The 25,597-nt window shown below is 54.9% G+C and carries 23 protein-coding genes and 1 pseudogene; 16 read left to right on the top strand and 8 right to left on the bottom strand.

Annotated elements, in window-relative coordinates; all coding sequences use genetic code 11:
- Positions 1-23 precede the first annotated feature (23 nt).
- The 7 genes and pseudogenes from K3727_22990 to K3727_22960 all read left to right on the top strand — a co-directional run bounded on the left by K3727_22990 (position 24) and on the right by K3727_22960 (position 6,809).
- Positions 24-434: a tryptophan-rich sensory protein gene (locus tag K3727_22990; protein ID UWQ93944.1), complete on the top strand. Its 411-nt coding sequence runs from the start codon at positions 24-26 to the stop codon at positions 432-434.
- Between the two features lie 14 nt (positions 435-448).
- The gene (locus K3727_22985; protein ID UWQ93919.1) at positions 449-1,111 is read left to right on the top strand and encodes an SDR family NAD(P)-dependent oxidoreductase; all 663 of its coding nucleotides are present in this window, start codon (positions 449-451) and stop codon (positions 1,109-1,111) included.
- Positions 1,112-1,188: 77 nt separating this feature from the next.
- A pseudogene (locus K3727_22980) lies at positions 1,189-1,451 on the top strand (cryptochrome/photolyase family protein).
- 341 nt (positions 1,452-1,792) lie between these two features.
- Positions 1,793-3,163, top strand: coding sequence for an aminotransferase class III-fold pyridoxal phosphate-dependent enzyme (locus K3727_22975; protein ID UWQ93918.1), 1,371 nt, complete (start codon positions 1,793-1,795; stop codon positions 3,161-3,163).
- A complete protein-coding gene (locus K3727_22970; protein UWQ93917.1) occupies positions 3,150-3,974 on the top strand; it encodes an N-formylglutamate amidohydrolase in 825 nt (274 codons plus the stop codon). The genes K3727_22975 and K3727_22970 overlap by 14 nt, the downstream gene beginning before the upstream one ends.
- Before the next feature lie 15 nt (positions 3,975-3,989).
- Positions 3,990-5,363, top strand: a complete 1,374-nt coding sequence (locus tag K3727_22965) for a glutamine synthetase (GenBank protein UWQ93916.1) — start codon at positions 3,990-3,992, stop codon at positions 5,361-5,363.
- A 51-nt stretch (positions 5,364-5,414) separates the two neighbouring features.
- Complete coding sequence (locus K3727_22960; protein UWQ93915.1) at positions 5,415-6,809, top strand: aldehyde dehydrogenase family protein; 1,395 nt, start codon at positions 5,415-5,417, stop codon at positions 6,807-6,809.
- Between the two features lie 26 nt (positions 6,810-6,835).
- Here K3727_22960 and K3727_22955 read toward each other — a convergent pair whose 3' ends face one another.
- On the bottom strand, positions 6,836-7,942 hold the full coding sequence (locus K3727_22955) for a P1 family peptidase (protein UWQ93914.1): 1,107 nt from the start codon (positions 7,940-7,942) through the stop codon (positions 6,836-6,838).
- Between the two features lie 147 nt (positions 7,943-8,089).
- On the opposite strand from K3727_22955, the gene K3727_22950 reads away from it, so the two are divergent.
- The 7 genes from K3727_22950 (at position 8,090) to K3727_22920 (ending at position 15,591) form a co-directional block, all read left to right on the top strand.
- Positions 8,090-9,193 (top strand): ABC transporter ATP-binding protein, encoded by a 1,104-nt coding sequence (locus K3727_22950; GenBank protein UWQ93913.1) that lies wholly within the window; start codon positions 8,090-8,092, stop codon positions 9,191-9,193.
- A 1-nt stretch (position 9,194) separates the two neighbouring features.
- Positions 9,195-10,100 (top strand): ABC transporter permease, encoded by a 906-nt coding sequence (locus K3727_22945; protein UWQ93912.1) that lies wholly within the window; start codon positions 9,195-9,197, stop codon positions 10,098-10,100.
- On the top strand, positions 10,100-10,942 hold the full coding sequence (locus K3727_22940) for an ABC transporter permease (protein ID UWQ93911.1): 843 nt from the start codon (positions 10,100-10,102) through the stop codon (positions 10,940-10,942). Before K3727_22945 ends, K3727_22940 begins: the two co-directional genes overlap by 1 nt.
- Before the next feature lie 34 nt (positions 10,943-10,976).
- A complete protein-coding gene (locus K3727_22935; GenBank protein ID UWQ93910.1) occupies positions 10,977-12,014 on the top strand; it encodes a spermidine/putrescine ABC transporter substrate-binding protein in 1,038 nt (345 codons plus the stop codon).
- A 56-nt stretch (positions 12,015-12,070) separates the two neighbouring features.
- Positions 12,071-12,397 (top strand): hypothetical protein, encoded by a 327-nt coding sequence (locus tag K3727_22930; protein ID UWQ93909.1) that lies wholly within the window; start codon positions 12,071-12,073, stop codon positions 12,395-12,397.
- Positions 12,398-12,411: 14 nt separating this feature from the next.
- Positions 12,412-14,634: a N,N-dimethylformamidase gene (locus K3727_22925; GenBank protein UWQ93908.1), complete on the top strand. Its 2,223-nt coding sequence runs from the start codon at positions 12,412-12,414 to the stop codon at positions 14,632-14,634.
- A 66-nt stretch (positions 14,635-14,700) separates the two neighbouring features.
- Positions 14,701-15,591, top strand: a complete 891-nt coding sequence (locus K3727_22920) for a GntR family transcriptional regulator (protein ID UWQ93907.1) — start codon at positions 14,701-14,703, stop codon at positions 15,589-15,591.
- A 439-nt stretch (positions 15,592-16,030) separates the two neighbouring features.
- On the opposite strand, the gene K3727_22915 is transcribed toward K3727_22920, so the two are convergent.
- From K3727_22915 to K3727_22885, 7 genes are all read right to left on the bottom strand, one after another.
- Complete coding sequence (locus K3727_22915; protein ID UWQ93906.1) at positions 16,031-16,441, bottom strand: universal stress protein; 411 nt, start codon at positions 16,439-16,441, stop codon at positions 16,031-16,033.
- A 144-nt stretch (positions 16,442-16,585) separates the two neighbouring features.
- Positions 16,586-17,878 (bottom strand): TRAP transporter large permease, encoded by a 1,293-nt coding sequence (locus K3727_22910; GenBank protein UWQ93905.1) that lies wholly within the window; start codon positions 17,876-17,878, stop codon positions 16,586-16,588.
- Complete coding sequence (locus K3727_22905; GenBank protein ID UWQ93904.1) at positions 17,875-18,489, bottom strand: TRAP transporter small permease; 615 nt, start codon at positions 18,487-18,489, stop codon at positions 17,875-17,877. Before K3727_22905 ends, K3727_22910 begins: the two co-directional genes overlap by 4 nt.
- Positions 18,490-18,563: 74 nt before the next feature.
- The gene (gene dctP, locus K3727_22900) at positions 18,564-19,571 is read right to left on the bottom strand and encodes a TRAP transporter substrate-binding protein DctP (protein UWQ93903.1); all 1,008 of its coding nucleotides are present in this window, start codon (positions 19,569-19,571) and stop codon (positions 18,564-18,566) included.
- Positions 19,572-19,643: 72 nt separating this feature from the next.
- Positions 19,644-20,753, bottom strand: coding sequence for an alanine dehydrogenase (ald, locus tag K3727_22895; protein UWQ93902.1), 1,110 nt, complete (start codon positions 20,751-20,753; stop codon positions 19,644-19,646).
- Positions 20,754-20,778: 25 nt separating this feature from the next.
- Positions 20,779-22,290, bottom strand: a complete 1,512-nt coding sequence (locus K3727_22890) for a CoA-acylating methylmalonate-semialdehyde dehydrogenase (protein UWQ93901.1) — start codon at positions 22,288-22,290, stop codon at positions 20,779-20,781.
- A 34-nt stretch (positions 22,291-22,324) separates the two neighbouring features.
- Entirely contained in the window at positions 22,325-23,620 is a 1,296-nt protein-coding gene (locus K3727_22885; protein UWQ93900.1) for an aspartate aminotransferase family protein, read from the bottom strand.
- A 171-nt stretch (positions 23,621-23,791) separates the two neighbouring features.
- Between K3727_22885 and K3727_22880 the strand changes: the two genes are divergently transcribed.
- On the top strand, positions 23,792-24,358 hold the full coding sequence (locus tag K3727_22880) for a cupin domain-containing protein (GenBank protein UWQ93899.1): 567 nt from the start codon (positions 23,792-23,794) through the stop codon (positions 24,356-24,358).
- Positions 24,359-24,667: 309 nt separating this feature from the next.
- Positions 24,668-25,591: an alpha/beta hydrolase gene (locus K3727_22875; protein UWQ93898.1), complete on the top strand. Its 924-nt coding sequence runs from the start codon at positions 24,668-24,670 to the stop codon at positions 25,589-25,591.
- Positions 25,592-25,597 lie beyond the last annotated feature (6 nt).

Here is a 25,597-nt window from a genome sequence, read left to right as displayed (position 1 = left end):
TTCTGCTTTTCCTGATTGTGGTCATGGGCGGCGGAATCGCGATTGGCACGCTCACTGCTCCGGGCGAATGGTACGGAGATCTGCAAAAGCCGTTTTTCAATCCACCCAACTGGATTTTTGGACCAGTGTGGACAGTGTTGTATCTGATGATTGCTTACGTTGGCTGGCGCGTTTGGCAACATGACGACCGGGTTTCGCTAAATCGCCTTTGGATCGTCCAGATGGGCTTGAACTTTTTGTGGTCACCGGTGTTTTTCGCTGCTCAGAATCCAGCGTTGGCGCTTGTCATTATTCTTTGCCTTCTACTGACCATCGGGGGCTTCATTCGGACCGCGTGGCGACCCGACCGACTGTCTGCTCTGCTCTTCGTTCCGTATCTCGCGTGGGTTGGCTTTGCATCGGCCTTGAACGTCGCGATCGTCCAGCTCAATTAGACGGGATATTGGCCATGGAGAGACGTGCACTTGTTGTTGGGGCCTCAGGCGGCATCGGACAAGCATTAGCAAACGAGTTGGTGTTCAGGGGATACCGGGTCGTTTGTCTTTCTCGTTCACAGGATGGCCTGGACATAGCCTGCGAAGCGAATGTGTCGGAAAAGCTTGGAAGACTGCAGGCCAAGTTCGATTTGATAGTGGTTGCAACGGGTGTTTTGTCGAGCAAACGCGGACCAGAAAAATCGTTGCTGGCGTTGTCTGCGGATGAGATGGCAAATCTGTTTGCAGTGAACACGATTGGGCCCGCTTTGGTTCTAAAGCATGCCAAACGCCTGCTGCCAAAAGACAGGAGAGCCGTTTTTGCGGTACTGTCTGCGCGCGTCGGGTCGATCGGGGACAACAGGCTTGGCGGCTGGTATTCCTATCGCGCCTCTAAAACGGCCCTCAACCAGATCATCAGAACAGCATCAATTGAACTAAAACGGACACACAAGCATCTGGTTTGCGCAGCATTGCACCCCGGCACCGTGGCGACCGAGTTCACGCAAAACTACTCGCAACACAAGACGGTTCCCGCGCAACAGGCTGCAAGCAACCTGCTGAATGTCATCGATACTCTTACGCCAGACAACAGCGGACAGTTTTTCGACTGGGCAGGAAAAGAGATTCAGTGGTGACTGCGCCTTTTGAACCGAACACCGACACGGATCGCCCAGGTATCGTTTTGATTCTGGGGGATCGACTTTCGCCCGACATGCATGCGCTGAAAAACGCGAACCCGGACACATAAATTATTCTGATGGCTGAGGTCCGCGAAGAGGCCACCTATGTGCCGCATCACAAAAAAAAAGCGCGTTTTTATTCTCTGCCATGCGCCATTTTTCCGAGGAGCTTGCGGCAGTCGGTTGGCGAGTCCGCTACCTCCGCCTAACAGATCCCGAAAACATCAGGTCGCTGCGTGGCGAGGTTGAAGCTGGCGTATTTTGCTGTTTATGCTGCGTGAGCGATGAACGGTGACTCCGTCCGCAAATTGTGAGTTCGACCGTCGCCTGATTTTGCGCCTGCAGCGAATGTCGGGAAGACGTGCCGCGCTGCAACAACTCAGACCCCCACGAGTGGTCGCAATTGGCCGTGATGCGCCGTTGTTTCCTGTGTCTCCTTAGGTTCAGAAAACCTGCTCTTGGACGCGCAATACTCGCCAGAGACGAAGCCTCGTTTTCAACATTATCAATATATTTCAAGAAATTGAGGGTTATAGGCGGATTCTCACCCTCGCGCTTAATGTTTTTTACATTGACTAAAGTCCAATCGATACCTTATGTATTTTAACATCACTAAAGAACATTAAGGATCTTGCTATGAACAAACAGCCTACAAACTCCTGGGAGCAGAGAGACATGGACAATGTCTTTCATGGGTTCACTGATCTGGGCACTCTGAATTCGAATGGTCCGGTTGTTCTGACGCACGGCGAAGGCATTCATGTGTTTGATGTTCATGGCAAAAGCTACATGGATGCCAATTCCGGCCTGTGGAACAACGTCGCCGGGTTTAACCATCAGGGCCTGATTGACACGATCTGTGACCAAGCACGCCGCTTCCCTGGTTATCACGCTTTTTTTGGCAGGATCGCGGATACTACCGTCGCCTTGTCAGAGAAGCTGATCGAGGTCTCCCCCTTTGACGCGGGCAAGGTCTACTACACCAATTCCGGGTCCGAAGCGAATGACACGATGGTCAAGATGCTGTGGATGCTGCACCGGCGCAATGGCCAGCCGCAGCGCCGCAAGATCATCACCCGTCTGAACGCCTATCACGGGGTAACGGCTGTGTCCGCGTCAATGACAGGCAAAGCCTATAATGCCGAGTTTGGCCTGCCCCTGCCCGGTTTCCTGCATGCCGATTGCCCACACTACTGGCGGTATGGGCTGGACGGTGAAAGTGAGCTGGAATTCTCGCAACGCCTCGCACGCAACCTCGAAGAGCTGATCATCAAGGAAGGTCCAGACACCATTGCAGGCATGTTTGCAGAGCCTGTCATGGGCGCAGGTGGGGTCATCCCCCCGTCAGAAGGGTACTTTGAGGCGATCCGCCCGATTTTGCGGAAATACGACATTCCGTTCATTGCCGATGAGGTGATCTGTGGATTTGGCCGCACTGGCGACATGTGGGGCAACGTCAAATACAACATGGAACCTGATGCCATCATTGCCTCCAAATGTATCACCGCCGGGTATTTCCCGATGGGCGCGATCATTCTGGGCAAGGACCTGAGCGACGAAATTACCCGCGTGTCTGAACAGGCCGAAGAGTTCCCGCACGGGTTTACTGCAGGCGGCAACCCATTGGGCAGCGCCATCGCCCTGAAGGCACTCGAAGTGCTTGAAGACGAAGGGCTTTTAGAGAACGTCAACCGTGTCAGCCCGCGCTTTATGGAGCGGCTCCATAAGCTGGGAGAGCTCAAATACGCTGGCGAAGCACGTGGCGTTGGATTGATGGGAGCGGTTGAGCTTGTTGCAGACAAGACCACCAAAGAAGCCCTGCCCGGTGATCTGCAGGTCTCAGAACGAATTGCCAACAAGGCGCTGGAAAAAGGGTTGATCTGCCGCCCACTGGGGGCAGCTATTGTGTTGGGCCCCCCCTTTATCATCACAACGGAACAAGTCGACGAGATGTTCGATATTCTCGAAGAAACCATGTCCGAGGTATTCGCCGATGTCGGTCTTTGATCAACATCCCTGGGATCTTCGCTGTTTTGGGGATCCCGAACCGATGCGCGGTTTGCTGAGCAAGACAGATCCCTCTCCTGTCAAAGTGCTCAACACCACGGGACAGGGCGCATTCGTTTTCGGATGCGAACACGCGGGCAACCGCATTCCCCGCGCACTTGGGACGCTCGGCCTGTCGAGGGCCGAGCGGATCCGGCATATCGCCTGGGACATCGGTGCCGCACAGCTGACCGAAAAGCTGTGCGAGAAACTGGATAGCCCGGCCGTTTTGCAGCGCTATTCCCGACTGGTCTATGATTGCAATCGCACCATGCGTCACCCCGGCGCATTTGTTGTCGAAGCAGACGGCGCGCATGTTTCGGGCAATGCCGACCTCAGCACAACAGACAGGCAAACCCGTGCAGACGCGATCTATCGCCCGTTTCACAATACCCTGAGCCATATTATGGACCAACGGCGCCTGGTAGGTCGGAGGACGGCATTTGTCGCGGTGCACAGCTTTAATGATGTGGTGCGCGGACAAAAACGCCCCTGGCACGTTGGCTTTCTCTATAACCAGCAATCTCAGATGTCGCGGTTCCTAATAGATTGGTTCCGGCGACACACTGATTACGAGGTTGGCGACAATCAACCCTATTCGCCGTTGGACGGCGTCGATCACACGCTTCGTGTTCAGGCCGAAGCCCGCAGCGTTCCCTACACGATGGTCGAAATTCGCAATGATCTTTTGCGAACCAACAAGAACATCGCGATGTGGGCGGCCCTGCTGGCCCAATCCCTTCGTGCCTTTGAAAAAGCCACCGAACTTTAAGTCAGGATTCTCGCAATGGCAGGTCAGCACCTCAATCTGAAAACCATAGAAGACGTTCGGACATACCTGTCTGAAAAAGACCCCAAACACGTCAAGGTCGGGTTCTTTGACCTGGATGGCGTGTTTCGCGGCAAGTTCATGGCCAAGGGAAAGTTTCTGTCGGCGCTGAATGACGGCTATGGATTTTGTGATGCAGTTTTGGGTTGGGATGTGGCTGATACGCTCTATGACAACTCGAAATTCACGGGTTGGCACAGCGGGTTTCCAGATGCCAACCTGCGGATCATTCCCGAAAGCGGCATGATCCTGCCGTTCGACAATGAGACGGTGTTCTTCAGTTCCGAATTTGCAGGGCGCGCCGAAGCAATCTGTCCGCGCGGCGTTTTGCGCCGGGTGCTTCAGCGGGCCAAGGACATGGGTTTTGTCGTCAATGCGGCGATGGAGTTTGAATTCTTCATATTCCAGGAAACCCCGGACAGCCTGGAAGAAAAGGGCTTCAGGGATCTGAAAACCCTGAGCCCGGGCAGTTTCAGCTATTCTGCCTTGCGCTCGATTGTCCAAGAAGACCTGTATCAGGACATTCTTGATACATTTGACAGTATCGGGATCGAGCTGGAAGGGCTGCATGCAGAAACCGGCCCCGGTGTTGTTGAAACCGCGATTGCGGTCGATGGTGCGCTGGCGATGTCTGACAAGGCGTCGATTTTCAAGGCGTTCATGAAGATCCTCGCCCAAAAGCGCGGGCTGATGGCGACCTTCATGGCGAAATGGAACCAACAGCTTTCTGGGCAAAGCGGTCATACGCATATGTCCTTGTGGTCCCAAGATGGTGCGCCGTTGTTCTTTGATCCGGCAGGTGAATATCAGATGAGCCAAACGATGCGCCATTTTTTGGGTGGTCAGCTGGCGCATTTGCGCGAATTTGCGGCAATGATTGCCCCCAACGTCAACAGTTACGCACGGCTGACACCCGGCCACTGGGCCCCGACATCAGCAACCTGGGGCGAAGACAATCGGACCGTCGGCATTCGGGTCATTCAGGGATCACAGAAATCACAGCGTTTGGAATATCGCATTCCCGGTTCGGATGTGAATCCGTATCTTTCGATGGCCGCCGCGATCGGTTCGGGGTTGTTGGGGATCGAACGCGGGATTGACCCGGGCCCCGCATCGGTTGGCAATGCCTATGATCAGCATGTTCCGATTGATCGGCAGTTACCCACCAACCTTGAAAGCGCGGGCATTCTGTTTGGTGCCTCTGACGCAGCCAAAGAGCTGTTCGGCGATGAATTTGTCGAACATTTCGCCGCCTCGCGGGTCTTTGAGGCCCACGAATTTGGCCGCGCGGTGACCGATTGGGAACTCAAACGGTACTTTGAGATCCTCTGAACCCTTCGAAAATCTCGCAAAACCCAGAACTGGCAACCTCAGGAGGTCAGAATGACACACATGATCCAATGCATTTCACCGGTCGACGGCAGCATCTATGCCGAACGCCCAGCGACCACACTTGAAGACGCGCGTCAGGTTTTTGACACCAGCAAGCAGGCGCAAAAAAGCTGGGCGGCCATGACGCTGGCCGAACGTTGCGCCATTCTACACAAAGCGGTTGATCATTTCATTTCGGTAAAATCCGAGATCGGTGTCGAACTTGCCTGGCAAATGGGCCGCCCTGTTGCGCAAGCCGCCGGGGAAATCGGCGGGCTCGAAGAACGCGCCCGACATATGATCGACATCGCACCCCAGGCGTTGCAACAGGACGCCCTGCCCCAAAACGGTTTGGCGCTGCGCACCATCCGGCGCGAGGCGCTTGGCACGGTTTTTGTGATTGCGCCATGGAACTTCCCCTACCTGACAGCAACCAACGCCATTTTCCCCGCACTTGCGGCGGGCAATGCGGTGGTTTTGAAACACTCGGCGCAAACGCTTTGTTGCGGGGAACGCTTTGCCGAGGCCTTTGCTGCGGCCGGTCTTCCCGATGGCGTTTTCCAGTTGCTGCTACCAACCAACGACGACACAGCCACGCTGATTGGCGAAGGCCATCATGATCACATCGTCTTTACCGGGTCTGTCGGCGTCGGTCGGCATCTGCAACAGGCCAATGCGGTCAATTTCTCGGGTATTGATCTGGAGCTGGGCGGCAAGGATCCGGCCTATGTGCGGGCGGATGCGGATATCAATTTTGCGGCGGAAAACCTGGTGGACGGGGCGTTCTTCAACTCGGGCCAATCCTGTTGTGGCATCGAACGCATCTATGTTCATCAGGATGTTTTCGCGCCCTTCGTCGACAAAGTGGCAGAGGTTGTAAAGCAATATCGCTTGGGCAATCCGACTGATCCAGACGTCAATCTTGGTCCCGTCGTGAAACCCGGTGCCGCGGATTTCGTCCGTGGCCAGATTGATGACGCGGTTGCCGCGGGGGCCAAGGCCCTGATCGACCCTGCGTATTTCCCCGCTGACAATCCCGGAACGCCCTATCTGGCACCACAGGTGCTGGTCAACGTGACCCACGGCATGCGCGTAATGAACGAAGAGAGCTTTGGCCCTGTGGTCGGAATCATGCCCGTCAAGGATGACGCCGAAGCAATACGGCTGATGAATGACAGTGACTTTGGCCTGACGACCTCAATCTGGACAAAAGACATGGCAGCGGCTGAAACCTTGTCGGCACAGCTGGAAACCGGCACCTGTTTTGCCAACCGCTGCGACTATCTTGATCCGGGGCTGGCCTGGACCGGGGTCAAGGATACCGGGCGCGGATGTTCGCTTTCGTCTCATGCCTACCAACATCTGACCCGGCTGAAATCCTACCATTTCAGAACCCAGCCGGAATGATCGTTCATTGACCGTGGGAAATGCCTTTACCGGCATTTCCCAGCTTTGCGCAGCAATGCCACCAGCGCGTCGTGATCAATGGCCTTGCAGGTCAGCCCCTTGGGTTTGACCGTGGGCGTATCCTCGGCCGCCAGCATCGCGTTGATGATGCTTTCGTCTGTGGCCTGAACCACCGCGTTATACACCTCGTCCAGATGTTCATCGTTCAGATGGCGCATGGTTTGATGAGCGCTGTCGACTTGTGGCAGGATGCGCGCATTGCCGGTGCTAAAGGCAAGAAATATGTCACCCGAGTTGTTTCCACCCGGCGATCCGGTTTTGCTGATGCCAATCGCACCACGTTTCGCAATGCGCCGCAGCTGATCGGGCCGCAACGGCGCATCTGTGGCGATAATCACAATGATCGACCCGTTTTCCTTTTCCAAAAGCACATCATCGCGCATGGCCTCCCCTACCCGTTCGCCCAGGATCGTCAGCCAATCCCGTTGGCCATGATTGGCCTGCACCAGAACGCCAATCGAATAGGTCTGTGCATCGATGGTCACGCGGCGTGATGACGTCCCTGTGCCACCTTTGAAGTCATAGCAGATCATGCCGGTCCCACCGCCCGAATTGCCTTCGGCAACCGAACCTGGGGCTGCGGTATTCAACGCCTCAAACACATGCTGTTCGGTCACGTGTTGTCCGTTTATGTCATTGAGAACGCCGTCATACGTCTCGGCGATCACGGGCATCGCCCAGAGGTGATTCTGCTCAAACGCCTCTTGGTATTGCGAAATCATCCATTTTGTCGCCGCGTGATGGGTGATGCCGACGCTGTGGGTATTGGTCACACAGATTGGCCCCAGAAAATACCCCGCATCCTTGATCCAATGCGTACCGGTCATTTCCCCGTTGCCATTCAGCGCAAACATGCCCGCATGTGCGATTTTGGCAGAAGAATCGTGCCCAAAGGGCAAGATGGCCGTGACCCCGGTTCTGACTTGCCGAGGTTCGTCGCCTGGTGTCGGGCGTGCTGTATCAGCCAAAGTCGTTTGCCCAACAAGAACGCCGGGCACGTCGGTGATGGCGTTGAATTCCCCGGTAAGTCCCTCAAATTTAAGACCCAATTCCCGACCGCGCATTTTTCTCATCTTTCTTCCTCGCTTGAAAGGCAGGCCACCGCGGTGTCGGTGGCGAGATTGCGTGTTGACACAATGTATTTAAGCATACTACAAATACACTGTATTTTGCGCCACTATAAAAACAAGACTGGTGGGCTCGAAGGGAGAAATCAAGCTATGAGTTTCTTGAAGATCGCATCGGCACACAAAGCCTACAAAACGCCGGAAGGTGGTTTGATACATGCTTTGGACGATGTGTCTCTGAATGTACGCAACAACGAGTTTCTGACTCTCCTTGGCCCGTCCGGGTGCGGCAAGACTACACTGCTGAAATGTATCGCCGGGTTCGAAGATATCGATGCGGGTGAGATCACCCTTGAGGAGCAAAGCCTGAAAGGCGTGCCTGCTCACCGTCGCCCCTTTAATACGGTGTTTCAGAACTATGCCTTGTTCCCCCACCTGAGCATTGCCAACAACGTCGGCTACGGTCTGGATGTTGCAGGGGTCGCCAAAAAGGAACGAAACCACCGTGTCGAAGAAGCACTAGAGCTTGTCGGCCTAGGTGGGTTTGGCAGCCGTGAGCCAAAACAACTTTCGGGTGGTCAGCAGCAGCGTGTCGCACTGGCGCGGTCCTTGGTGCTGAAGCCTCGTGTTCTGTTGCTGGATGAGCCCCTGTCGGCGCTGGATCGCAAGATGCGCGAGAATATGCAGATCGAACTGAAGAACCTGCAACATTCTGTCGGGATCACATTCGTCTTTGTGACCCATGATCAGGAAGAAGCCCTGGCCATGTCGGACCGGATCGCAGTGGTCGCGCATGGCAAGGTTCAGCAACTGGCAGCCCCGACCGAAATTTATGATGAACCCGCAAATGAATTTGTGGCCAATTTCGTTGGAACCAGCAACATATTTTCAGGGAAAGTCGTGGCCAAGGATGGCCAGCTTTTGACGGTTCAGACCGCCAATCAGCGGCAGGTGATGGCAAAGTCGGATCAGTTCGACAGAGGCGACCAGGTCGAGCTGATCTTGCGCCCCGAACACCTGAAATTGACGCCCGGTGGCAATGGAATTCCAGACAGCTGTATCGAAGGCACGGTCGAAGCCAGCGTGTTTGTCGGGTCTGATCTGCATCTGCATGTCAACGTTGGCAAAGGCCGCACGGCCATCGTGCATCATCGCCACAACCGCGGCGATGATGGCGAACGGATCGAAGCCGGAACCGACGTCAAACTCTACTATTCTCCAAGCGCAGCGCACCTGATCAAAGCGACAGGAGGCTGATATGACGAGCTCTGACACGATCCTGAAGCGCAAGCGACGGTCTCTGATCCTGCTGCTGGCCCCTTTTTCGATCATGCTGCTGGTGTTCTTTCTGATCCCTCTGGGCATCATGATGGTCTACAGCTTTCTCGAACCTGGCCTTTACGGTGGGGTCGAATGGAACTGGTATCCCTACAATTACGGTCGGATCATTGGTTGGCCGCTGAACGACTTTGAAGAGTTCGAACCGATCTATCTGAAGATCTTCCTCAACTCTCTCCAGATCGCCATCATGACGGTGATCGGAACATTTGTGTTGTGTTACCCGGCGGCATTCTGGGTCAGCCGCATGCAGGGCGCAAAAAAGAACTTTGCCCTGTTCCTGATCACCCTGCCGTTTTTCGCCAACCTGCTGGTGCGCATCTACGCCTGGCTCTTGCTGCTGCGCCCCACCGGATTCTTCAACACCGTGTTGCAGTCCGCAGGGCTGATCATCGAGCCTCTGGATCTGTTGTTCACCAACTTCTCGGTGATCATTGGCATGGTCTATATCCTGACGCCGTTCATGTTTCTGCCGATCTACGCGAATGTCGAAAAGCTCGATTATTCGCTGGTGCGGGCGTCTCAGGATCTTGGGGCCAACGCATTACAGACCTTTCGCCGGGTCATTCTGCCCCTGACGGCCCCCGGCATCATTGGTGGCTCGGTCATCGTGTTCATCCCGGCGCTCGGTAACTTTATCGTGCCGTCCTTCCTTGGGGGATCCAAGGTCCAGATGACCGGCAACCTGATCGAACGGTCGTTTCTGCAATCGCGTGACTGGCCGTTCGGTGCGGCGCTTGCCCTGCTGATCATGGCATCGGTCGTGGTGCTGATTGTCTTCCAGCTGAGCCGACAGGCCAAAGCCGAAGCCCGAGGAGTTTCCTGATGTTTGACAAAATTCTCGATAGCAAAATCTGGTCGCTCTTTTTCAAGGGCTACGGATTTCTGTTCCTTGGCTTTCTCTATCTGCCGCTGGGTCTGATCTTTGTCTATTCCTTCAACGCCAATTCCATCAACATGGCGGTCTGGACCGAATTCACCTTTGACTGGTATCTGACGATTTTTGGCGGTGCGAGTTCGCAATCCTCATTCGATGCCGCATTCACTGAATCGCCCGAACGCATTTTTGAAGTGGTGAAGCACAGCGTCATCGTGGCCCTGTCTGCCAGCACGGTTTCAACCGTCATTGGCACCGCTACGGCCATCGCCCTGGCGCGCTACAACTTTGTCGGCAAACGCTTTTACCAGGCGCTGCTGGTTCTGCCGATGATCGTGCCAGATATCGTTCTGGGCATCGCCTTGCTCATCTTCTTTGTCGGTGCGGGTTTCCACCTGAGCCTTCTGACCGTCATCATTGGTCACACGACATTTTTGTCGAGCTATGTGTTTGTGGTTGTCAGCGCCCGCCTGGCCGGAATGGACACCAGCCTTGAGCAAGCCTCGGCAGATCTTGGTGCCGGACCCATCACGACCTTTCGCCGGGTGACGTTGCCACAGATCATGCCGGGTGTTGTCGGCGGGTTCCTGTTGGCCTTCATCATCTCGCTGGATGATGTGGTGATCACCTATTTCATCGCCGGTGTCGGCTCGCAAACCCTGCCGCTGTTCATTCTTGCAATGATGCGCCGGGGCCTGCGCCCACAGATCAACGCGCTGGCGGTTCTGCTTCTTCTATTCACCTTCGTTGTTGCTGCGGTCGGTCTTTGGCTGCGCAGCCGCAAATCCTGAACGCATACGTAATCCAAAATCTGGGAGGAATTTCATGAAACGCGTATCAACATCCAAACTGGCAACAGCCGCAACGGCCCTGATGCTGGCGGCGCCGATGGCATCGGCTGATGGCAATCTCGCGCTCTACAATTGGGGGGAATACATCAACCCCGAGGTCATCGAAAAGTTCAGCGCCGAATACGACGTCGACGTCACGCTCGACACTTATTCCACCAACGAAGAACTGCTGGCACGCCTACAAGCAGGCGCAACGGGGTATGATCTGGTCTGGCCGTCGGTACACATGCATGACGTCATGCAAAAACTCGGGTTGCTGCAACCCGCTGGCGTCAACCAGATGCCGGGGTTTGAGAACATTGATCCCGGATCCATCCGGTCCAAGGAAGACCCCAATGCCGAATACTGCCTGCCCTATGCCTGGGGTGCGGTTGGCATCTTCTATAACAAGGAACTGATCCCCGAGCTGACCTCGTGGCAGCAGTTCTTTGACTATGCGGCGGCAAACCCGGGCCGTGTGACCATGCTGGATGATCTGCGCGAAACCATTGGCGTTGGCCTGATCATGAACGGCAATTCGGTAAATTCGCAGGACAAGGCCGAAATCGCGGCGGCCGAGGCGTTCATTCTGGAGCAAAAGCCAAATATCGGTGCGTTCCGCTATGACGTGATCCCGCTGGTGACATCCGGCGATATGGCAGCGTCGCATTATTATGTGGGCGCAGTGCTGAACGTGAACCAGAACCCTGACCTGTTGGGCTTTGTCATCCCCGAAGAAGGCGCAACGATGTATCAAGAAGACATCTGCCTGCTGGCATCGGCCCCCAACCCGGACAACGCCAAGCTGTTCTTGCAGTTCATGATGCGGCCCGAAATTTCCGCGATGAATACAGAACGTTTGACCAATGGGTCGGTCAACACACCTGCGATTGAATTGCTGCCAGAAGAGCTGAAAGGTCACGCCGCTGTAAATCCACCGGCTGACGTGCGCGCAAAGCTGCAGATTTTTGATGATCTGGGTCGCGCACTCAAACTTTACACCCGCTCTTGGGATCGCATCAAAACCAACTAAACTCCCCTGAACTTGCCGGGGCGCTCGGTCGCCCCGGTCCTTTATCGGAGACAGCAATGGCCCGCTATCAGATCACAGAAACGGATATACCCTTTGCCAGAGAGTTTCTGGCGCAGCCGATTGGATATCACAGCCCCGGACTGCAACGTGTTCTGAATCGAATGCGCGGTGCGGACTGGGAGTTCAAATATATACTGGTCGTCGAAGAACGGTATGCGAAATGGCGTTTGGGCCGTTTGGCCAAGAAACGCGGTGCCAAGGTCGAGATGGTTGAAAACGTCATCTACACCGATCTGCTAGAGGCAGAGCGCGACATTTTCAAACGCCGTTGGAAAGATCTGACAGGACAGGATGTCGAAACCCTGCTGTCGCAAACCTCATAGGGGAAGATGAAAAGATGCTGCCGATCGTCGGATACACAAACAAGCTGACCGTTGAACCGGGCGAAACCATCGACGTCATGGTCAGCTCGTTTGGTGCAAACCGTTACCGCGCCGACTTTCGCCAGATCATCCAGGGCGATACCAACCCCGACGGTCCGGGGTACAAGGACAGGCTGATAGATCTGGATCTGGGCAGCGACCGCACCGCCGTGGCAAAACCTTTTCGCCCGGGATCCTGTGTCATTGTTCCTGGGCTGGAAGCCCTGCCCCGCATCCGTGATTTCACGCTGGCGGCCGTCGTCAAACCAACCCTGCTGGATGGTCGCAACCGATGTGTTGTCTCGCTTCCCGGTTTTGCCGAAATTGGCATTGATGAACACGACCGATTGACGGGTTTGGCGGGTGACCATGCCCTTGTCACCTCCACGCGGTTATCTGTTGACCATTGGCACATTGTGTCCCTGAGTTATTGCGCCGCGACACAGAATTTGTCTCTGTCCGTCGTCAAGGATCTGGATGCCTCAAGCGAGCCACCGCTTCCAGAAACCGTGACTGTAAAGGCCGACCTTCCGCCTGGCGAGCTGACCCAGTGCGTCATCGCGGCGACCCGCGACAGCGATGGTGAGCTGGCTGGCTTTCTGGATGGAAAGATTGACCGCCCCGCGTTTTTTGACACGGCTTTGGACCCCAACAATTTGCGCAATCTATTGGCGGATTTCGCGCAGCTGCGCCGACAGCGGTCGCTTTTGGGGGCCTGGGATTTTTCGTGCAAGATGACCACGCAAACAATTTGCGACGTGTCGCCCTATCAACTTCACGGCCAGATCCATAACGCGCCAACGCGCGCCATGACCGGCTGGTTGTGGAAGGGACAGGAGCTGGATTGGAAACTGCGCCCTGACCTGTATTCGGCGATCCATTTTCATTCGACCGATATGTATGATGCAGGGTGGGAGGTGGATTTTTCCCTGACCATTCCCGATGACCTGAAAAGCGGCGTCTATTCGGTACGGCTGGTGCCCGACGGGGATGAGGATGCCGCGTATTATTGCGTTTTTGCTGTCCGCCCGCCCCGAAACCGGGCCTCTGGCAATACCGTAGCCTTTTTGTTCCCGACCTGCAGTTACATGGCCTATGCCAACCACCGCCTCGGCATGGATGTGCCGGGCACCGAAATTGGTATGGGGCGCGCGGTTGAACTGGATCGTCACCATATGTTTCTTCAGGATAACCCCGGCATCGGATTTTCAGTCTATGAAACCCATGACGATGAAACGGGTGTGTTCCACTCATCTCGTCTCAGGCCCATCGTGGACCTGCAGCCCAAGGTGAAATCCTTCCTCGGAGGGTACGGCTCCAATATCTGGCAGTTCAATGCAGACACCCACATTCTGGGCTGGCTGGATGCGATTGATCAGGACTATGACGTCATCACTGACGAAGACATGCACGCCGACGGCTTGCGTCTGTTGCAGCGGTATAACGTCATCCTGACGGGCACCCACCCAGAGTATTATACCGGCAACATGGTTGAGGCGATGCAGGGGTTCACCGATCGCGGCGGGCGTCTGATGTATCTGGGTGGCAATGGGTTTTATTGGGTGGTCAGCTTTAACGAAGACATGCCCGGCATCATGGAGTGTCGCCGGTCCGAGGCGGGCATCCGTCCCTGGGAGCCCGGTCATGGTCAATTTTACCATGGTTTTACAGGGGAATACGGCGGCCTGTGGCGCCGCAATGGGCATCCGCCCAACCATCTGTGTGGCGTTGGCATGACGTCACAAGGATTTGACATCTCGGAACCTTATGTCGTCAGCCCAGAGGCGGCGAACCCGCGTGTTGGGTTCATTTTTGATGGCGTTGAGGGGCAAAAAATTGGTGACTTCGGTCTTGCCGGAGGTGGCGCAGCTGGGCTCGAGGTGGATCGCGCCGATCCAACACAGGGCACGCCGGACCATGCTCTGGTATTGGCCTCGTCGACCCGCCACACCGACATCTATCTGATGACACCCGAAGATTTGCTAGATCCTACGCCGGATTGGAGCGGTACCCAGGCCGATATCATTCGTGCGGACCTGACCTTCTTCGAAACCATCGGCGGGGGCGCGGTCTTTTCGACCGGATCAATTGCCTGGGCCGGGTCCATGGCGTGGAACGGGTATGACAATGAAATTTCCAAAATGACGGAAAATGTGCTGCGGCGATTTGATGACAAAACCCCATTTGAATATCCGTAACGTTAGGCCTGTATCCAATCAAAGTGGTTGTGTTAAGGGGGATGGTAAATACAATTAGGAGGTAGGATGACCAAAGTAAGCTCCAAGAGCGACCTGCAGGTGCGCCTTGCCCGAAAGCTGTTGCAGTTGGTGGCTGATGGCGAAATCAAGTCTGGTGATCACCTCCGCGAAGTCGAGCTTTCGGAACGATTTGCCGTTTCCAGGACCCCCATCCGCGCAACTCTGACCCTTTTGGAGGAGTTTGGCGCATTGGAGAAACAGGCAAACAAAGGCTTTTTTGTTACTGTAAACGCCAATTCCGCCCTGAAAATCATCGCAGAACTTCCAAAGGAAGACGACGAGAAGATCAAAGAACAGATTGCCATGGATTGGTTCAACGGCGAATTGCCCAACGCCGTCTCCGAAGGGGAGATCAGGAACCGGTACAACCTTGGCAAAATGACGGCCTCGCGCGTGCTGGTATCATTGGCCGACGACGGGATTGTATCGCGTATGCCCGGTTATGGCTGGCAGTTTGAGCCCACGTTGAATTCGGCTTCAGCCCATGATGAGAGTTATGATTTTCGCCTGATTATCGAACCTGCCTCCATTCTGGCATCAGAGTTCAAATTTGACCCTGTCAAAGCATCCAGCCTGCGCAAACGTCACGAACAGGTACTCAGCCGGCGGCGGAAAACCAACCTCGCTGAGATCATCAGGCTGGATGAAGAGTTTCACGAGTTCCTCGCACAATGCGCTAACAATCGGTTTGCGTACCAAGCCGTTGCACATCAGAACCGACTTCGTCGTTTGATGGAGCATCAGTCTTTGATCGATGCAGGGCGTCTCAAGGAGTCCTGCTTGGAGCATATCGAGATTTTGGATCATCTTGACGCTGATGATCGGGAAAACGCGGCAAAGGTGATGCAACAACATCTTCAGAAGGCCAAGGAATCCGGGCCCACCTTTTTGAAGTAGTATCGTCAACGTTGATCTATGCAGACATTCACGAAGAGTGCGATCAAAGTCAGCAAAGGGCCGTCCAAAACCATCCACGCGCCAGGTGAGCCCGAGTTTGCAAAGCCCGCCTTCTGCGCTGCGCTGCCATTTTAACCTGATTGACGTCTGGATTCCAGAACATCGAAAGCCCAATCGCGGACAAAGCTTTGATCGCTGCATCGGAGAATTGATTTCCGCGTTCGGTTGCAACAACTGAACCCGTAAACGACGGGTCAAACCGTTAGAAATAACGCCTGTACGCAAGATGTTGGCAAATCCGCCTGATCAGCCCCACCTGAGTGGTCCAGTTTGAATGTTAGTGCAAGATCGGCAGGGTCACAAGGTGATCCCCGCCAGGGTTTGAGATCCGGGTTCTGGTGACGACCAGGGGCCGGTTGACGACTGACAACCTGCGCGATTACAGCCTGAGCACATGCACGGTACAATGCGCATGGCGCACGACAAGCGCGGCGGTCGAGCCCAGAAAGAACTCCTTCATTCCGGGTTTATGCGACGCCAAAACAATACAATCGATGTTGTTTTTGTTCGCATATTCCGTGAGCGCTCTACCAGCTGACTGGCTTTCGATAATGATCGAAGAAACATCGGTCTCAGTTCTCAGCCGATCAGTCAGGCCCGCCTTTGCCTTTTGGTACGATTTTTCCGTTACTCCTTGCTCCATATAGTACATGCTCTGTTTGTTTGGCGGTTCGTGTATGTGAGCTGCGGTAATTTTACCCCCGTTGGAAACAAGGTTGCGGGCAGCGGCCAGTGCAACCTCGCTGATGCCATGTTCCAAGGATAGCGCTACGAGAACGTTGTTATACATGTTTGACCTTTCGTATCGGGTTACTCCTGTTCCTGCATTTGGACCGGATGATGCGCCATCTGGGTTCTTGCTGGAGGTCGGGCAAAAGATTGAAGCGCCCCAATTTTGGGCTCGGGGCGCGTGTTTTGATTTGAGTCATTCGACCTATTTGCCCAATAGAAGATCAGGCAAAAAGAGCGCAAGTTCTGGTATGAAGGTTGTCAGCATCAGTGTCGGCAGCCAGGCAAAAAAGATAAAGATCAACGTAGGCCAAAGCATACTCGAGACGGGTTCATCACAAACCTGGGCACCCAGATAGAGCAGAGGCGCTGTCGGAGGCGTGATGTTTGCCATGCCCAAGTTTACGCCAATCACAGCTGCAAAATGGATCGGATCCATGCCAGTGCTCTGGGCAATTGGCAGCAAGATCGGAGTTGCCAGAAGCAGTCCCGAAATATCATCCATCAACATACCAATCAGGATCATTACGACGTTGATCATCAGAAGGATCACGATCGGGTTGTCCGATACAGAGTAGACCATGTCTTTGGCCAACTGCGGTGCACCTTGGGAGATCAAGTTGTCGGACACGATCAGAACCATGAAGATCATGACCATGACCACGCCGATTGTCACACCAGAATTTTGAACGGTTTGCGCCAGAGTTTTCCAGGTCAGGCCACGATAGAAGTAAATCGCGATCGGAATGGAATACACCACCGCAATACCGGCTGCTTCGGTCGGGGTCATGATGCCACCATAGATGCCGCCCAGAATGATGAGCGGCATCATCAGAGCTGGCCCTGCCAGGCGCGCCTGACGACCAAACGTCGGAAGAAACGGCTTGGGACGCTCTGTAAGGTCGATATTGTCATACTTACGCAGCATGAACTGATTGGTCACGATCAACAATGTGATCAGAATGATCCCGGGAATGACCGTGGACAGAAAGCATTTCAGCACGTGCTGTTGTGCGACCCAGCCATACAGGATGTGCGACGAACTGGGCGGGATCAGAAGACCCAAAGGGCTTGCCGCAACAATCAGGGCTGCCGATTGTCCGCCCGGATAATTGGCCTTTTTCAGGTGAGGCATCATTATGCCGCCAATGCAGGTCAGCGTCGCATTCGCACTACCGGAAATGGAACCGAACACACCACAGGCCAACACTCCAGCAGCACTCAGACCACCCTTGACGTGGCCAATGAACATTTCAGCCAGCGAAACAAGAGGCGCGGCAATCTTTCCTTTTTCCATGATGCCGCCGGCGATCATGAAGAGTGGAATTGCCAAAAGCACCAAAGAACGAATGCCTGTGGAACCGGTTGGCAAATAACCTGTTATGGATTGATCCCCAACAGCCGCGATGAAGATCAAAACCGCCCCAAAGGCGACATAAACACTTACGCCAAGCAGAAGCATGACGCATACAATAAAAAGACTTCCGCCGATGATCATTGTGCGGCCTCCTGAGCGATATCTGATTTGAGAGGTAGGCCAAGGCCCTTGCGGATGTGCACGTACAGGTAGGCTGCGGTGAACATTGCCATAAATCCGAAGGCAATCATGATCCCGATCCTCCAGGTGACAAATGGAATTCGCAGAACCGGCGTTGCACGCAGCCGCGGAAAAGAGAAATCATCAAGCAAGGAGATGTAGCAGGCGTACATCAGAAACAAGATCACGATCAATTCAACGGCCAAAACGACGAAACCGCGCCACCAGATCAGTCGCGGGTTTTGAATCACGATGCCCAGAATGTCCGCGTTGATATGCAAATTGCGGGCAGACGCCAGAACAGCACCCGCAAAAAAGCCAATGATGCTGAGACCCAGAAGCCATTCCTCATAGGCAAATAGATCACCACCAAAACCGTATCTGATTACAACAACCGCCCCAAACGTGAGTGCCATCAAGAACCCGGTGAATGTCACGATCTGCCGCATGGCAAATGCGATCCCCTTCATCGGGTAACCAATAACAATCGGCAATTCATCAGTGACTTTCTTCGGGCCGTCTTGCCCTCCGCTTTCAATGACTAATGTGTGTTCACTGTCTGAACTTGACATATCTCTCCCTCCCCATGTCGCCCCTTTCACAAGAAACAGGGGCCGACAGTGTTGCCGGCCCCTGTTGATACATTTTATTGACCTTTGGCTGCCAACAGGCGGTCGATGATGTCCTGACCAACACTCTTGGCCATCTGTGGCCATATGGTGGCCTGAATATGAGCCGCCATCGCAGCCTGCTCTTCGGCATTCAGCGACAGGATGGTATACCCCTTGTCGAGCAGCTTTTGGCCGAAAACCGCATCATTTTCGCGGTTGTAGTTGAAGAAATCATCCGAAGCTTTGGACATGGCTGCCTGCAACGCTGCACGCTGTTCGTCATTAAGCTTGTCCAGCGTCCGCTGAGATGCGTAGAACGTCGTGAGCTCTGAGATCGAATTGTATTCGACAAAGTGGGTCCCAACGTCAGATTGAGCAAAGATGGAGTAAGTTGCTGTCTTGGTGCAGCAAATCGCGCCGTCTACAATACCTGACTGCAGCGCCGGGAAGATATCGCCCCAGGCCATGGTTGTTGCCCGGTAACCCAGCTCTTCCACCATCGACTTTACGACGCTGGACGACCAGACACGAATATTCATGCCCTTGTCGTCAAAGCTATTCCAGTTGTCGGGCTCCTGCGAAGCTACAATCCCGATGAAACCCTCGGGGTTCTGCGCCATCACACGGACGCCATATTCGTCGGTGATCTCTTGCAGGATGGTGTTATATTCGGAATCCATGTTGAGCATGATATTGTTCATGTCGTCCCAACCACCCACAAGGAACGGCATCGACAGGAACTCAAGGCGCGGGTCGGTGTCGGCATAGATGAATGCCGCCGCCAGATCGATGTTGCCCCTCGCAACGTCTTCGAACAGCGCTTCGCCCGAACCAAGCTGGTTGGCCGGGAAGACGTCAATCTTCAAACCAACATTCGCAGCGGCGACATCAGCGGCGACCTGCTCCATCATTTTTGTGCCCTGGTGATCAATCGGGAACACGCCCGCGAAACGCAGAGTCTTGTCTTCCGCAAAAGCGGCCGTCGACATCAAAACGCTCAGTGCGCCAGCTGCCATGCCTGCTGCAATCTTTTTGAAACTCATCGAATATCTCCTCCTGGTTGACGAGTAACGCCCGCCCGGCGGTATGCCGGAGCGGGCGTTGATTTGCTGATGTCAGCAAAGTTCCGGGGCGACGAACTCGTATCCGAGATCATCGGCCACAGCCTTGTAGGTCACCTTGCCGTGGGCCACGTTCAGGCCGTTCATCAGGTGACGATTGTCTGCAAGCGCCTGCTTCCAGCCATTGTTGGCAATGGCCAGAGCGTGCGGGAGCGTGACGTTATTCAGGGCATAGGGAGACGTGCGCGCAACCGCGCCCGGCATGTTGGCAACACAATAGTGAACCACGTCGTCAACCACATAGGTCGGTTCGGCATGGGTGGTTGCCTTGGACGTTTCAAAGCATCCGCCCTGATCGATCGCAACATCGACGACAACCGCGCCCGGCTTCATCTTCGAGATCAGCTCACGTGTGACCAGCTTGGGTGCAGCAGAACCCGGGATCAGTACAGCGCCGACTACCAAATCTGCATTGGTGACTTCTTCTTCAAGTGCAGCTTTGGTCGAGTAGACGACCTTGGCCGATGCTTCGAAATGGTTTTCCAGCTTTTCCAAAGCCGCAGGGTTGCGGTCCAGAATGGTCACATCAGCGTGCAGGCCAACCGCCATTTGTGCCGCGTTGAACCCGACGACACCGCCACCGATGACCACAACCTTGCCAGGTTTCACACCGGGAACACCGCCCAGCAACACACCCAATCCGCCCTTGGCCTTTTCCAATGCGCTGGCCCCAGCCTGGATCGACATCCGACCCGCAACCTGGCTCATCGGTTTCAGCAACGGCAGCCCGCCATTGTCATCCGTCACGGTTTCATAGGCGATGCAAACCGCGCCCGAGTTCACCAGATCCCTGGTCTGTTCGGGGTCGGGTGCCAGATGCAGGTAGGTGTAAAGGATCTGACCTTCGCGCAGCATGGCACGCTCAACGGCCTGAGGTTCTTTGACCTTCACGATCATCTCTGCATTTGCAAATATCTCGGCAGCAGTGGCCGCGATCTCGGCACCGGCCGCACGATAGGCGTCATCATCGGCACCGATGCCGCTCCCGGCATTGGTTTCGACAACAACAGCGTGACCGTTCGACACAAGCTCGGCGACGCTCTCAGGGGTCAGGCCGACTCGATATTCGTGGTTTTTGATTTCCTTGGGAACACCAATGAACATGTTCTTCACTCCTTGGATCGGATGATCATTTTGCTGTTGGCATGACGAATTCGGCACCATCCGAGATGCTTTCAGGCCAGCGCTGCATGATGGATTTCTGTTTGGTGTAGAAACGAACACCTTCTTCGCCATAGGCGTGCATGTCGCCGAACAGGCTCTTCTTCCAGCCGCCAAAACCGTGCCAGGCCATCGGAACCGGGATCGGGACATTGACACCGACCATGCCGACCTGAACCTGCTTGCCGAATTCACGCGCAGCGTTGCCATCACGGGTGAACAGCGACACGCCGTTGCCGAACTCGTGGTCGTTGATCAGTTGCAGACCTTCGGCAAAGCTTGAGACACGGACACAGGACAGAACCGGGCCGAAAATCTCTTCCTTGTAGATCTTCATGTCCGGGGTGACATTGTCGAACAGGGTACCACCCAGGAAGTAGCCGCTTTCGTGTCCTTCGACGGTATATTCACGGCCATCCACCAGGAGGTCGGCACCGTCTTCGACACCCGAGTCGATGTAGCCTTTGATCCGGTCACGCGCCGCAGCGGTAACAATCGGGCCCATCTCGGCGTCCAGTTCGAGGCCGTTCTTGATCTTCAGCGTTTCAGCACGCTCTTTGAGAACCGGCATCAGCCTGTCAGCGGCGTCGCCAACCAGAAGGGCAACCGAAATCGCCATGCAGCGTTCACCAGCAGAACCAAAGGCTGCGCCGATCAGCGCGTCTGCCGTTTTGTTCATGTCAGCGTCCGGCATCACCAGCATATGGTTTTTCGCACCGCCAAGGGCCTGAACCCGCTTGCCGTGCCGCGCACCTACTTCGTAAATATAGTTGGCAATCGGGGTCGAACCGACAAAGGACACCGCCTTGACGTCATCGTTTTCCAACAGCGCATCCACGGAAACCTTGTCACCCTGAACAACGTTGAATACGCCATCGGGGAACCCGGCCTTTTTCATCAGGTCCGCATAGAACAACGATGCGGACGGGTCGGTCGGCGACGGTTTCAGGATAAAGGTATTTCCTGCGGCGATAGCGATCGGGAACATCCACATCGGCACCATGACCGGGAAGTTAAAGGGAGTGATCCCGGCAACAACGCCCAACGCTTGACGCGTGGTCCAATTGTCCATGCCAGTGGACACTTGTTCCGTGTAGTCGCCCTTGAGGAGTTGCGGGATGCCGCAGGCAAACTCGATGATATCAATGCCACGCTCGACTTCACCTTGCGCATCGGTAAAGACCTTGCCGTGCTCGACAGTAATGGCGCGGGCCAGATCGTCTTTGTGTTCGCGGACCAGGGCCAGGAAATTGTTCATCAGGCGAGCACGGCGAATGGGCGGCGTGTTCGACCATTTTGGAAAGGCTGCTTTGGCAGCGGCCACTGCGTCGTCCACGGTTTGGACATCGGCCAGCGATACTTTACCGGTTTGCGCCCCGGTTGCGGGGTTGAACACCGGCTGAGTGTTTTGGCCGGAAGGAACAGTGATTTGGCCATTAATGTAGTGGCCGATCAAAGCGATCGGGGATGCATCTTGCATGATGTCAGTCCTTTTAGGGGTTAGCAGTCAGGGGTTATGGCAAGTCAGCCAATACCTCTCCAAGCGTTTGACAAAGCTTTGTTATCTCAGGTTCTGAGATGATCAGCGGTGGCGACAAAGCAATGATGTCGCCGGTGACGCGGATCATGATTCCGGCATCCCAGGCCCGTTTCATCGCATCATAGCCACGGGCACCCGGTGCGCCGTCACGCGGGGCCAGCTCGATCGCGCCAACAAGGCCAAGATTGCGAATGTCGATGACATTGGGCAGATCTTTGAGGTTGTGAAGCTGCTCTTCCCACGGGCCCGACAGCAACGCCGCACGGCGGAACAGGTCATTTTGTTCATAGCTTTCCAGTGTCGCCAGCGCTGCCGCACAGGACACAGGATTGGCGGAATAGGTATAGCCGTGGAACAATTCGATCGGCGCGTCGGCGTTGTCCATGGCAGAGCTATAGATCTCGTCAGAGACGATGACAGCCCCCATTGGGATGACACCGTTGGTCAGACCTTTTGCTGTTGTGATGATGTCCGGCTTCACATCGAAATACTCGGCTGCGGTTGCGGCACCCAGACGGCCAAATGCGGTAATGACCTCGTCAAAGATCAACAGGATGCCGTGGCGGTCACAGATTTCGCGTAGCCGCTTCAGATAGCCTTTTGGGGGCAGAAGCACACCAGTGGATCCGGCCATCGGCTCAACGATCACCGCTGCAATGGTCGATGCGTCATGCAGTGCAACCAGGCGCTCCAGATCATCCGCCAGTTCGGCACCATGCTCGGGACAGCCACGCGAGAACGCATTTTTCTCCAGATCATGGGTATGGCGCAGGTGATCGACACCGGTGAGAAGCGTACCGAAATGCATCCGGTTCTTTACGATGCCACCGACCGAGATGCCGCCAAAGCCAGTGCCATGATATCCGCGTTCGCGGCCGATCAAACGCGTGCGCGCCCCGTCCCCACGCATCCGGTGGTAATGCAGAGCAATCTTGAGCGCGGTATCAACGGATTCGGACCCCGAATTGGTAAAGAACGCGTGGCTCATCCCGTCCGGCATCATCGACGTCAGCTTTGCCGACAGCTCGAAAGCCTGCGGATGAGAGAACTGGAAATTTGGTGCATAATCCAGCTCGTGCACCTGTTTCTGTACCGCTTCAACGATCAGCGGATCACGGTGACCCGCGTTGACACACCACAGTCCGGCGGTGCCGTCCATGATTTGGCGGCCATCGGAGCTGGTGTAATACATCCCTTCGGCGGAATGGATCATGCGGGGCTCACGAAGGAAATCACGATTGGCCGAAAACGGCATCCAAAACGATGACATTGTGTTGGGTTGATCGAGCACAGAGCTACCTCGCAAAGCAGATTTTCATTTGTTGACAAATCCTTGCAGAGTTCAGGCCTTCCGCACACCCAGCTTTATGGGTTTTTGTAAGTGATTGAAAAACAGTCCTTGCCCGCCTAAAGTGCTTTCGATCAAAAGCAGGAAATCGCAATGGGTGACACTTCGACTTCCGATCTAGAAACCGCACGACGCTTGCGGTTGATTCGGACATCAAAAGGCCTCAGCCAGCGTGAACTGGCCAAACGCGCCGGCGTCGGCAGCGGGACAATCTCACAGATCGAAAGCGGATCAACCCAACCTTCCGTCGCTTTGCTCAAAAAGGTGCTCGCGGGCATTGATGTCAATCTTGGGTTCTTTTTCAGCTTTGAACTCAAGAAAGAGGACAGTTTCTACTTTCCTCACAACAGCATGCGCGATCTCGGATCACCCGGTGTTTCCTATCTGCTGGTCGCAGGTGAGCGCCGAGACAGAAAATTACAGATGCTCATAGAGGAGTACGAAGTAGGTGCCGATTCTGGCCGAGCTGCGCTGTCTCACGAAGGAGAGGAATGTGCGGTTGTTATTGAGGGCCGTCTTGAAGTGACAGTAGATGGGCAGTCCAGGGTGCTGAGTCCCGGAGACGCATACTATTTCGCGAGCATGCTGCCGCACAGGTTTCGGAATGCCGGAGATACGCCTTGCAAAGTTGTTAGTGCTTGTACGCCGTCGTCTTTTTGATCCTGAGAACAGTGGTAACTCTGGCCAGTTGCATTATCAGAGAGTCCGTAAGGTCCATTTCTGTCGTGATCTGCAGAGTTGTGGGTGATAGTGAAGATTTCGCGTGTGACGGCAAGGGTCTTGGCTTGGTCGATCACGAACACGCTGGAACCTGCCCCCTGTGTCGAGGCATTGAACTAGGCCGTCCACCCACACGCCTGGGATGCGTCAAAGAAACCGTTTGGCCATTGCCCGTCACTGTGCAACCTCTGTCATCGCACCCGAACCTGACACGTCAAAAGAGCCAGTTGGCCTCTTTGGAGCACTTGCATGCCAAGAAAAAACATAAACCAAGAGTTCGCTAAGATCAGTCTCGAGGCAGAAGCGCTCGCTGCTCATGCGACCGCGACCACCGGAAGAGATTTTAGGCAGCCAATCTCCGAAATTCGGGCGATGTCACGTGATGCCAGCGCTCAAGCCACAAATGATGTGATAGAAGCAACGGGAGTATCCTTGTCAGAACGAATGATCGAGGGCACGTCGTGTCTGGTCATCGATCCGCCGGTTCCACGGGGCAATCGTGAAATTGTCTATCTTTTCGGGGGCGGATTTTCTCTGGGTAGCCCTTTCGAGGACTTGCCGATTTCAGCCAAACTTGCCGAAAAAACCGGTGCGCGCATAATTTCCCCCCATTATCCACTCGCTCCTGAGCACCCATTTCCTGCAGCGCTAAATGTTTGTGAAGATGTCATATCTGCCCTCCTTGGTGAAAACCCTGAGGCATGCCTTTGCGGAGAATCCGCCGGCGGAAATCTGGCTCTCGCCTCTGTCCACCGATTAAGGGCACGTGGTCAACGCCTTCCACGCGCGCTGGCACTCATGTCGCCTTGGGTGGATATCAAGAATCTGGGGGATAGTGGGGTTGCACAACGCGACCCGTTTCTGCGTGCGTCCGAGATCGAAGTATTTCGCTCATTTTACATTCCAGATAACGCTGATCTGACCAGCCCCGATCTGTCGCCGATTTACGGATCTTTCGATGATCAGTTCCCTCCGGTCTTCGTCACCAGCGGAACGCGGGATTATCTGTTGAGTGGCTGTGTGCGTTTGGACCGGCTAATGAGAGAATCCGGAGCCACTTGCAACTTGAGAGTTTGGGAAGGCATGTGGCATGTGTTCGAGTTCTATCCAAGCATTCCTGAGGCCGAGGCATCAATAACGGAAGTTGCGGAATTTCTGGTCGGAAAGTTCTAAGGAACC

Source organism: Rhodobacteraceae bacterium M382 (assembly GCA_025141015.1).
Lineage (GTDB): Bacteria > Pseudomonadota > Alphaproteobacteria > Rhodobacterales > Rhodobacteraceae > Aliisedimentitalea > Aliisedimentitalea scapharcae.
This window is presented reverse-complemented; position numbering and strand designations above follow the sequence as displayed.